Origin of the sequence: Methanobrevibacter sp. (genome assembly GCF_045646205.1) — an archaeon.
Taxonomy (GTDB): Archaea; Methanobacteriota; Methanobacteria; order Methanobacteriales; family Methanobacteriaceae; genus Methanocatella.
Window position 1 is genome coordinate 98,658 of sequence record NZ_JAZRKF010000001.1, and the last position, 10,897, is coordinate 109,554.

At 33.8% G+C, this 10,897-nt stretch carries 9 protein-coding genes; 3 read left to right on the forward strand and 6 right to left on the reverse strand.

Features of this window, described 5'->3' with window-relative positions:
• Positions 1-804, reverse strand: a complete 804-nt coding sequence (locus ACKI44_RS00550) for a helix-turn-helix transcriptional regulator (protein WP_407420769.1) — start codon at positions 802-804, stop codon at positions 1-3.
• Positions 805-992: 188 nt separating this feature from the next.
• Here ACKI44_RS00550 and ACKI44_RS00555 point away from each other — a divergent pair, with 188 nt between their 5' ends.
• A complete protein-coding gene (locus ACKI44_RS00555; protein ID WP_407420770.1) occupies positions 993-1,748 on the forward strand; it encodes a TatD family hydrolase in 756 nt (251 codons plus the stop codon).
• Between the two features lie 308 nt (positions 1,749-2,056).
• Here ACKI44_RS00555 and ACKI44_RS00560 read toward each other — a convergent pair whose 3' ends face one another.
• Entirely contained in the window at positions 2,057-2,515 is a 459-nt protein-coding gene (locus tag ACKI44_RS00560; protein WP_407420771.1) for a cell division protein SepF, read from the reverse strand.
• 5 nt (positions 2,516-2,520) lie between these two features.
• Positions 2,521-3,570 carry a DUF1611 domain-containing protein gene (locus ACKI44_RS00565; RefSeq protein WP_407420772.1) on the reverse strand — a complete coding sequence of 350 codons (1,050 nt, stop codon included), beginning with the start codon at positions 3,568-3,570 and terminating at the stop codon, positions 2,521-2,523.
• A gap of 204 nt (positions 3,571-3,774) precedes the next feature.
• On the opposite strand from ACKI44_RS00565, the gene ACKI44_RS00570 reads away from it, so the two are divergent.
• Both ACKI44_RS00570 and ACKI44_RS00575 read left to right on the forward strand, forming a co-directional pair.
• Entirely contained in the window at positions 3,775-4,719 is a 945-nt protein-coding gene (locus ACKI44_RS00570; protein ID WP_407420773.1) for a 3H domain-containing protein, read from the forward strand.
• Positions 4,712-5,302, forward strand: a complete 591-nt coding sequence (locus ACKI44_RS00575) for a ZPR1 zinc finger domain-containing protein (RefSeq protein WP_407420774.1) — start codon at positions 4,712-4,714, stop codon at positions 5,300-5,302. Before ACKI44_RS00570 ends, ACKI44_RS00575 begins: the two co-directional genes overlap by 8 nt.
• A gap of 22 nt (positions 5,303-5,324) precedes the next feature.
• On the opposite strand, the gene ACKI44_RS00580 is transcribed toward ACKI44_RS00575, so the two are convergent.
• The 3 genes from ACKI44_RS00580 to ACKI44_RS00590 all read right to left on the reverse strand — a co-directional run.
• Entirely contained in the window at positions 5,325-5,759 is a 435-nt protein-coding gene (locus tag ACKI44_RS00580; protein ID WP_407420775.1) for a hypothetical protein, read from the reverse strand.
• 309 nt (positions 5,760-6,068) lie between these two features.
• A complete protein-coding gene (locus ACKI44_RS00585; protein WP_407420776.1) occupies positions 6,069-6,476 on the reverse strand; it encodes a hypothetical protein in 408 nt (135 codons plus the stop codon).
• A gap of 241 nt (positions 6,477-6,717) precedes the next feature.
• On the reverse strand, positions 6,718-10,897 hold a 4,180-nt coding region (locus tag ACKI44_RS00590; RefSeq protein ID WP_407420777.1), incomplete at its 5' end, for a DUF11 domain-containing protein.

Here is a 10,897-nt window from a genome sequence, read left to right on the forward strand (position 1 = left end):
TTAATACTCATTTAAATTCTCTTTTTTGAAATTATTGAACAGCTCATTAGCCCACTCAATGCATTTATCGTTGGTTGACGTCAATAATCTATTCTGGTCATATATGCCGTCCTCTTTAAAAAAGCCGAGCATCATTTTTTTATCGCTGCACACCAGAAGCAGATAGTCATCCTCATCAAAGTCCAGAAAGTCAATCCTTAAATTGCTTCTGGAAGCTTTAATGTTTTTAAGTAGAAAATCCTTGATGTCAACTGGTGAAATCAGATGGATTAACTTATTTTTTGAGGCAATCCTGTTAATGCTTTCATTGAAATTGTTATAAGAAAAGGGCAGAATTGCATTTAAACAATCGGATTTTTTTATTGCCTTTTCAATCAGATCATATGTTTTATAGACGTTGAGACCATCCGCTTCAATCAGATTGGCATCATCAAGATGATGGAAGTTGTAAATTGAATCCAGAGGCAATGAACGGACAATGTGGTTTTGAGTAATTGGGGCAATCCTTTCAAGAAGCGACATTAGCTGACCCAGCTTTAACATGTTTCCCATGTATATCCTCATGGCGTTTGATAGAAAATAGCATTCATTTTCCTGATAGATATATCCTCCAAGCTCCAGCATGTGCATGTTATTTGATATGGCGCTGTAATTGATTTTGGTTTCATGATTAACCTCCCTCATGTTCATAGGGCATTCGTATAAAGTCTTAAGTATCGCTAACCTAATCATGGATTTAGGCAGGAATTTTATATCTTTTGAAATGGGTTCATAGTTCTCTATAGTATTTGAAATATTTTTCATAAATATCACCACCAGTAATACTTATCGAAGTGTTTATCATAATCATAATATAAACTCTAAGGAAGTGCGACTAGTCGCACTTTCGCACTTGCAAAAAGTATTTAAATCATGGGTAAGGTTAGGATAATTTTTTAACTTGAAAGCAATATACCAATAACATGAGAAGTTAAATTATTCAAAGTGATAAAATGATAGACACACATATACATGCTGATGCAAGAAGTGGTGAAGATTTTAAGGAAATGTATTTATCTGGAATAGACACTGCAGTAACTTGTGCCTTTTATCCATACAAGATAGATAATGACACGGTTCTTTTAAATCATTTAATGAGAATCTTGAACTATGACACGAAAAGAGCATATGAACACGGACTCGAACTTAAGGTTGCACTTGGAATCCATCCGACGAACACTTCAGTCGACGGTGAAATAATCTTTGAAGAACTCTATCAGTGGATTGAAAATAAAGACATTGTAGCAATCGGTGAAATAGGTCTTGAAGATTTGACAGAAAACGAATACAGAATTTTTAAAAGGCAGCTTGATATAGCTGAAGAGACAAAAACCAACGTCATCATCCACACCCCTAGAAAAAACAAATCCGAAGTGCTCGACGAGATACTTGAGATTCTGCCCGAGCACATTTCACCGGAATATGTCGTAATCGACCACATCAATCAAAATGTAGTTGATAAGGTAATTTCAACAGACTACACATTGGGCCTTACGGTTCAGCCGCAGAAAATGGATAAAGAAGAAGCGATAGGCATTTTGGACGAATACGGATTTGACAAATTCCTCCTAAACAGTGACATGAGCAACAAGCCATCCGATCCCCTTTCCGTTCCTAAAACAGTCAGGGAACTTAAAAGACTTGGATATGAGAAAAAAGAAATCGACAAGATTGCCTTTAAAAATGCTCAAAAATTCTTTAAATTTTAAAAAAAGAGATAATAATTGGTGTTTAATACCGATTTAAACACCAAAGTGTTTTTTGGAAAATTATTTGGCAGATATTTTCCTATATTTGAATTAGAAAATTGTGGAAAAACTAATTCAAACAAAATTTAATTTTGGAGTTTTTCATTAATGACTATAATGTTTAAAGCAATGTGTTTTTTAGGTTTACCTAAACTTTACATCACTATTTAATAATGTTGTAAGAAGTAGTATATAAATATTTCTATTTTTTTAGGTATGCCTAAAAATTATAAAAAATAAGATAATAATGCAGAAATGCATTATCGAAATTAAGCTTTTTTAACTAATTTAACTTTCTTAGGAGAAATAACAATTAAATTTTTCTCACTGGTACGGGAAAGCAATAATGCCTGAGCACCATAACGAGATCTCATCTGTTTAATCTTATCTCCAGCAAGTTTAAAGTTAGCAGGACTTTCGTTTTCAAGAAAAGACAAGTCCAAAATTACAGGATTTTTCTCTTCAAGAACCTGATCTACAACATAATTGATATCATCAATAGTCCTTGGCCTAATCAAAACAATTTCATAATACGGCTGTTCAGGAATAATAGGTTCTATATCCTCATAAGTTGGTCTAGGACGTGGACTACCTGTGAAATTAGGATTTTGTCTTGGACTGCGAGGGCTGGAAGAACCCATGCCTGGACCATTATTCCTAGGTTGTTGTCTAGGTCCTTCTTCGATTTCAAAACCTAAACTTTTTTTAATTGTATCCATCAATGTCATGTAAATTACTCCTCTAAATAATCAAGAATAGCATCTAATAATTTTGAAGCTCCATTATTGTAAACATCCTCAACAGGCAAATCAAACTTGGATTCGAAGAATTCAACATCCATATCCAATTCCGCATTTTTTAAGTTAATGGACAGACCAACGACCTTGGTTGGTTCGAGAGATTCAATAGCTTTGATTTCTTCTTCGATTCCTCTAGGTTCCCTGTATGGATGATTAGGTCTGTGTCCAACAATGACCGCATCAGGAGCAGCACCAATTAAAATAGCTGCAGATAAACCTCTTGGATGAGGATTTCCTTTTTCGGTTAAACTGGATTGACCTTCAATAAAAATAATATCCGGATTCTTTTTGTTTTCCACATATTTAATAGCGGATAAAATAGCGGCAGGAACATCCATTGCAGATAAACTGCCTGCTCTAAAATTAAAATCAGTTGGTTCTTCAAGTCCCATTTCATCAGTAGATATAATTGCAGGAGTCATACCACGTTCCATAGCAGCTATACCTAATTTTTTAGAAGTAGTTCTTTTACCGCATTCCTGAGAAGTTCCTCCAACAAATACGACAGGAGCTTTTGGAGTATATGATATTTTAGGTAAAATTTCACAGGATTTTTCAGGAGCAATACCTGCAAATTCCTCAACTACATCAAGTCTAGGACTGATTTCTTTAATAACAACATTCTTTGATTCAGCGAACTTAGCCAATGACGGATTATCTTCTATGGATAATGACCTGAATGAAGTGACAACATTTAATCCTGCATCAATAGCCTGAACAGCATACTTGAGAGCTGTTCCCTCTGCACCAATCGGCAGCATTATAACAATGGATTTTGCATCTGTATCCATCAGACACTTTTCCAAACTGTCTGAAATGATATGTCCGCAATACTGTTTGCCTTGTTTTCTTTCGTCATCATCAATGAATCCAACTGCTTCAACGCCTTCAAGATTGGAGAATTTTTCTCCACCGCCTCCACAACCAACAACAATGAAGGGGTTTAAATCCTGAATTTCCTTAACTGAATTTACTGAATACAAAACTAATCTCTCCTTATAACTTATAATATCTCATAATAATAAAAATAATCTTGAAAATTTTTTTAAAAAAAAATTATTTCAAAAAAATTATATATTAATTATAGTTATTATATTTTCTTATATTAAAATATATCTTTTAAATTGAAAAATCTTATTTAACATAATATATATAAATTATACAAAAGACACATGGAGTGGCAAAACATGAGAAAGCCTTATGTTATATTAATTGGAAGTGCATCAGGGATTGGAAAATCAACAATTGCTTCCCAATTAGCTAAAGAATTAAATATAAAACATTTGATTGAAAGTGATTTCATAAGAGCGGTTGTTCGGGGAATTATAGGAAAGGAATATGCTCCGGCACTGCACAGTTCATCATATGACGCTTATAAAAATTTAAGAAATAAAGCAAATTACAGCAGTTATGAAGACCTGGTTTCAGCGGGTTTTGACGAACATGCTTCCTATGTGATTCCGGGACTTGAAAAAATAATCCAAAGGGCAATAACCGATTATGACGACATCATTATTGAAGGAGTCCATCTGGTTCCTGGTCTGATTGACATTGAACAGTTCAGGGATTACGCTGAGATTTATTTCTTTGTTTTAAGTTCAGATGAAGAGTCTCACAAAGAAAGATTCGTTAAAAGAGCTATCCAAATCCACAGAGGAGGAAAACAGCTTGATTTCTTTACTGAAAACAGAATCATCCATAATCATTTATTGCATGAAGCTGAAAAGAATAACGTTTCAATAATCAAAACGGAAAGCATAGACAAAAGCATAGAGCAGATTTTAACAATAATCAATAAGTCCTGCATGAATATCAAATTAACGAACAGCATTGATGAGCTTAAAGACGTTGTTGACATCATTATAAACCAGAACAGCGGAAGCATAGAAAAAATCATTTACAGCCTGAAAGGATTTAAAGATCCACTTATAAGGGACGTTAAGGTTTCAGATTACGATTCTGCAAAACGCTTTATTGAAAATATTGATAAAAATGAAAATGTCAGAGAAGACTTAACCAATTTATATAACATTTCAAAATACAGGGAACTGTTAATCTGTGCTGCCAACAGTGAAGTGCTTGAAAAAATTAAAAAAGAATTGACAGATAAAGGATTTGTTTACGATGAGTGAAGAAGAAACAGTTGAAATTAATGAAATGGTTATCAAATGTCCTGCATGCGGCGTGGACGGTATTGCAACATCAATAATGAAAGAAATTGAAATTCCGCATTTCGGAAAAGTACTGGAAACCACAATCCAATGTAAAAAATGCGGTTTTAAACACAGCGACGTTATTTCTCTAGAGCAGAACGACCCTGCAAAATACACATTGAAAATATCTGAAGAAACATTGTCCGTCAGGGTTGTACGTTCACAGTCAGCTACCGTCAGCATACCTGAAATTGGCGTTAAGGTAGAACCTGGTCCAAAATCAGAAGGATATGTAACGAATGTTGAGGGAATACTTACGAGATTTGAAGGGGCAGTCATTAAGGCATTGAATCTTTTTGAAGATGAGGCATCACAAACAAACGCCAAAAATACGTTAGCAGAAATCAGGGAGTTAATTAAAGGTAACGGCACTGCAACGTTAATAATAGATGATCCATTCGGTCAGAGCAATATCGTGAGCGATGATGTGGTGGTATCTGAAATTCCTGAAGATGAATTGAAAAACTTAAAAACGGGCTTTTCACATATCGAGGATAATTAAAAAATAAGTAATAAGAAGAGAATTATTCTTCTTCCTCTTCTTCAATATCTGCTGAGAAGTTAGCGAATGAATCTTCTTCTACAACATCTTTTAATTTTAATGTTTTTTGAACATCCATAGCTAAAGCGTTACAATCAGCTTTAATAGCTTCTAAGTGTAATAAAATTCTTTCTTTTTCTTGATTGATTCTTTCAATGTTAGTGTAAGGATAAGTAGATTCCTTAAGCATTTCGTATTCAATAGTAGTGTATGGGTAATCGTTTAATTGTTTACATACATTTTTCAATACTTCACCTAAGAACTTGTTCATTTCCACTTTAACTCTTTCCCTAATCATTTTGTCGTCATCAAGATTTTCTTTCATTAAACGGACAACTTCAGCTTTAGCGAAAGGTAATTTTTCTTCATCTTCATCGATGAATTCTTCGGTTTGTTCAAAGTTTTCTTCTTCTGACATAAAAAATCACTTCATTTTTATTAAAAAAAATATTGTGCAAAATTTATCAAGTTTGTAAAAAACTTTTCTTTACACCAATATCAATTATTATTTTTATTCAAAGTCTTATATAAATCTATGCATTATTTTACATTTACGAATAATAATTTTAATAGAAATGAAGTCAACTAGTAAAATAATTTAGTGAAAAATCAATAATTTTGATACTTCAAAAATTTGGAAAAATCGATTAAAAAAAATGAAAGCAACAATAGAAAAACAACTTTAAATTATACTTAAATCCCATATAAAAAAAGAAAATTAAAAAGATTATTCATCTTCTGAACTTGGTGAAAAATCAGAAAATGAATCTTTTTCGACAGCATCGTTTAATTTTAACGTTTTTTGAACATCCATTGCCAAAGCATCACAGTCAGCTTTTATGGCATCCAGATGCATTAAAATCCTTTCCTTTTCCTCATTGATTCTTTCAATGTTGGTGTAAGGATATACTGATTCCCTGAACATTTCATATTCGATAGTGGTGTATGGATAATCATTAAGTTGTTTGCATACATTTTTCAATACTTCACCAAGAAACCTGTTCATTTCCACTTTCACCCTTTCCCTAATCTGTTTGTCACTGTCCAGATTCTCTTTCATCAAGCGGTAGACTTCATTTTTAGCGAAAGGCAATTTTTCATTTTCAATATTTACAGAAGCATCTTTTTCGACCATAATATCCTCCAAATCATTTTTTAAAATTGCGTATGAAAATAGCAATATTTTATTAACAACTTATTATCATACAAATACAATATATGTCATGACGGATATATATAGTTTTCCATTAAATTACATTAACGAACAATAATTATGATAGAAATTAGGAAAAGTAGTAGAATAAATAATCGTCAAATCAATAATTTTAATAGCTTATAAAAAATAAAAAAATAAGTAGCATGAAAGCTACTTTAAATTAATCTTTTTTGGAAATCCTTGAACCGCACAAAGCAAGTGAAATCAATGCCATACTTATTAACAATCCTACAGGAATTCCGGTTTCCTTCATTAATACACCAGCTTTTAGAGCCATATCCAAATCTTCATCGAATCTGGAGTGTAAACCAGGATTGAATGGATTATCAGGATCTATAATTTTTTTAATAATTTCAACGATTGATTCAGCGTAATTATTTTCCAAATCATAGTCGAAAGTATCACTGACTACAGAAACCCTATTGTTAGCCATTCCCTCATTTTTTGCGGTTGCATTAACGAGTATATAAGCTTTTTCACCACTTGCCAAAGAGCTTAAATGCCATACATGATTAACACTGCCATAATATCCGGATTCAGTGAATACGGATTTGAATTCAAGGGAATCATCCATGAATTCAGAGACATTAATGTTTCTTGCAGTGCTTGGGCCGTTATTGACAATCTCAATTCTGTATGTAATCAAGTCTCCAACTTCAAATTGGTCTTTTGAAACACTTTTTGTAATTGCCAAATCGGCTGCAGGAGGTACACTAACAGTTTTTTGAGCCCTATTGTTTGAGGAATCGTAATCATGCTGATCGCATTTAACAACTGCAATGTTAGTAAATTCACCTACATCATCACATCTGGAAATAATTGTCAATTCTTTAGAATGTCCTGATGCAAGATTACCAACATACCATGTTCCGGTTGTTGAGTAAGTACCATCACCCTGTGCACTAATGAAGGTTAATCCTTCAGGCAATGTGTCAAGAACCACAACACGTGTTGCATCGCTTGGTCCATTATTCTTAACAATTATAGTCCATTTAACCAGCTCTTTATAGTTAACTGTGCTTTGATTTGAGAGTTTCGTCACCTGCATGTCACATGAAGGAGCGACGTTAACTGATGATTCATCCTTATTATTGTTAGGATTATAATCATATTCATCAGCACTTGCCGTAACGATATTTTTAATGACACCTACAGCTTTAACCCTTGTGATAATTTCCAAATTCTGGGATTCGCCTACTTCAAGACAGCAGAATTTCCAGAATCCGTCATTATAATAACCTTTTGTAGAGTTATAGCTGATTAATTCAAGACCTTTAGGTAAAATGTCTGTAATTTCAATTGAATTTGCTTTATCCGGACCGTTATTCTTAACGGTTACTGTCCATTTGACAATGTCATAGTAATTAGGGGAATTGTTGTTAACCTTTTTAGTTACTTCCAAATCAGCTGAAGGAGCCACATCTATTGATTCATTAGCCCTGTTGTTTTCAGGAACATAGTCGTATTCATTTCCGGTAACGTTAACCGCATTTGTGAAATTACCTGTTTTTACAACTTTAGAAATGATTTCCAAATTAACTTTTTCTCCAGCATCCAAATTGCCAATATCCCAGATACCGTTAATGTAATATCCTTTGCTTGCAGTTGATTTAAGCAATTCAAATGCATCGGACAATACTTCATTGACTTTAACGCCTGTTGCCTTATCCGGACCGTTGTTTTTAACAACAATTATCCATTTTACATTATTTTTATATAATGGATTTTGATTGTCAACGATTTTTGAAATTTCCAAATCAGTTGCCTTTGCAACGTCAACAGATGAATTATCATGGTTGTTTGATTTATTATGGTCATATTCATTTCCGTTAACATCAGCATTGTTAATTAATAAACCGGTTTTATTAACAAATGTTACAATTTCTACTGTTTTTGATGAAAATGCATTTAAAGTGCCGATTGACCATTTGCTACCATCATAATTGCCGTTTGCACTCATTATTATAAGGCCGTCAGGCATGATGTCTTCAACAAAAACACCGCTTGCGTTATCCGGACCATTGTTTTTAACTGTAATTGTCCATTTAACATATTCACGGTAGTTTGGAGCTGAATTATTGACGGATTTTATGATTTCTAAATCACAGGATTTTGGAACATCTATTGATGCTTTAGCGTTATTATTGCTTTTATCAATATCATATTCGTTTCCGCCAACTGATGCAATATTTTCAATACCACCAGTTTTATTTACCATACAGATAATATCCAAGGTTTGAGAAGCGCCTTTAGCCAAATTGCCGATAGTCCAGACACCATTTGAATAACTGCCTACACTGGCAACATATGAATGGAAGACTAAACCTGAAGGCAACACATCACTGACATTAACGCCAGTTGCAGCATCAGGACCATTATTTGTAACAGTTACTGTCCATTTAACCAATTTCAAGTAATTAGGAGCGCTTTCATTAACCGTTTTGATTATGGATAAATCAGCAGCTTTAGGAACTGAAATGGATTTTGATGCATTGTTATTGGACGGATTATAATCATATTCTCTTCCAACAACAGAAACCCTGTTAACAAAGGAACCAGTCTTATTGACCAAAGTTACGATTTCAAAAGTTAAAGATTTTCCAACACCCAATGATCCGACAGACCATTTACCATTAGAATATCCAGGAGTTGTACTTCTAATAACTAATCCTGAAGGCAATACGTCAGTTAAAACAACATCATTTGCAGCATCAGGACCGTTATTCCTAACAGTTACTGTCCATTTAACCAAATCACCATAATTCGGACGAGTATTATTAACATCCTTAACAACTTCCAAATCAGCAGATTTGGCAACATTAATGGAAGATTTAGCGTTATTATTGATTTTATCAATATCATATTCGTTTCCGCTAACTGATGCCATATTTTCAATAACACCAGTTTTATTTACCATACAGATAATATCCAAGGTTTGAGAAGCACCTTTAGCCAAATCACCAATAGTCCAAACACCATTGGAATAACTGCCAACACTTGATGTAGCAGACTGATAGACTAAACCGGAAGGCAACACATCACGGACATTAACACCAGTTGCAGTATCAGGACCATTATTTGTAACAGTTACTGTCCATTTAACCAATTTCATGTAATTAGGAGCGCTTTCATTAACTGTTTTAATTACTGATAAATCAGCAGCCTTAGGAACAGAAATTGATTTTGACGCATTGTTATTGGACGGATTATAATCATATTCTCTTCCAACAACAGAAACCCTGTTAACAAATGAACCGGTTTTATTGACCAAAGTAACAATTTCAAAGCTAATAGAACTTCCAACAGCCAATGATCCGACAGACCATTTACCGTTAGCATAATTGCCGGTTGTACTTTTTATAACCAATCCTGAAGGTAAAACATCAGTTAAAACAACATCATTAGCAGCATCAGGACCGTTATTCCTAACAGTTACTGTCCATTTAACCAAATCACCATAATTCGGACGAGTATTATTAACATCCTTAACAACTTCCAAATCAGCAGATTTGGCAACATTTATGGTAACTTCAGCACGATTATTGCTTTTATTAACATCATATTCATTACCGGTAACTGATGCAATATTTTTAATAGCACCAGTCTTAGCAACCTTACAGATAATATCCAAGGTTTGAGAAGCACCTTTAGCCAAATCACCAATAGTCCAAACACCATTGGAATAACTGCCAATACTTGATGTAGCTGACTGATAAATCAAACCTGAAGGCAACACATCTGTGACATAAACGCCAGTAGCAGCATCAGGACCAGCATTCCTAACAGTAATAGTCCATTTAACCAAGCCATTATAATTAGGATTAGACACATTGGATGATTTCACAATGACCAAATCTGCAGATTTTGGAACATTTATGGAAGCCTCAGCACGATTATTAGATTTGTCGATATCATATTCATTACCAGTAACTGATGCAACATTCTTAATAACACCAGTTTTTCCGATTTTTGAAATAATATCCATTGTAGCAGAAGCATCTTTATCCAAATTGCCTATAGTCCAAACACCATTGGAATAAGATCCAACACTTGGAGCAGCAGACTGATAAATCAGACCTGAAGGCAACACATCAGCAACATTAACGCCTGTTGCAGCATCCGGACCAATATTTCTAACAACTAAAGTCCATTTCACCAAATCACCATAGTTAGGATTAGACACATTAGATGATTTCACAATAGCCAAATCAGCAGCCCTAGCAACATTAACAGAAGCCTCAGCACGATTATTGCTTTTATCGACATCATATTCATTACCAGTAACTGAAGCAATATTTTTAATAGAACCTGTTTTACCGATTTTTGAAATAATTTCCAAA

Coding starts and splice junctions, on each gene's coding strand:
- ACKI44_RS00550 (WP_407420769.1), bottom strand. CDS start 804: ATGAAAAATATTTCAAATACTATAGAGAACTATGAACCCATTTCAAAA.
- ACKI44_RS00555 (WP_407420770.1), top strand. CDS start 993: ATGATAGACACACATATACATGCTGATGCAAGAAGTGGTGAAGATTTT.
- ACKI44_RS00560 (WP_407420771.1), bottom strand. CDS start 2,515: ATGACATTGATGGATACAATTAAAAAAAGTTTAGGTTTTGAAATCGAA.
- ACKI44_RS00570 (WP_407420773.1), top strand. CDS start 3,775: ATGAGAAAGCCTTATGTTATATTAATTGGAAGTGCATCAGGGATTGGA.
- ACKI44_RS00575 (WP_407420774.1), top strand. CDS start 4,712: ATGAGTGAAGAAGAAACAGTTGAAATTAATGAAATGGTTATCAAATGT.
- ACKI44_RS00580 (WP_407420775.1), bottom strand. CDS start 5,759: ATGTCAGAAGAAGAAAACTTTGAACAAACCGAAGAATTCATCGATGAA.
- ACKI44_RS00585 (WP_407420776.1), bottom strand. CDS start 6,476: ATGGTCGAAAAAGATGCTTCTGTAAATATTGAAAATGAAAAATTGCCT.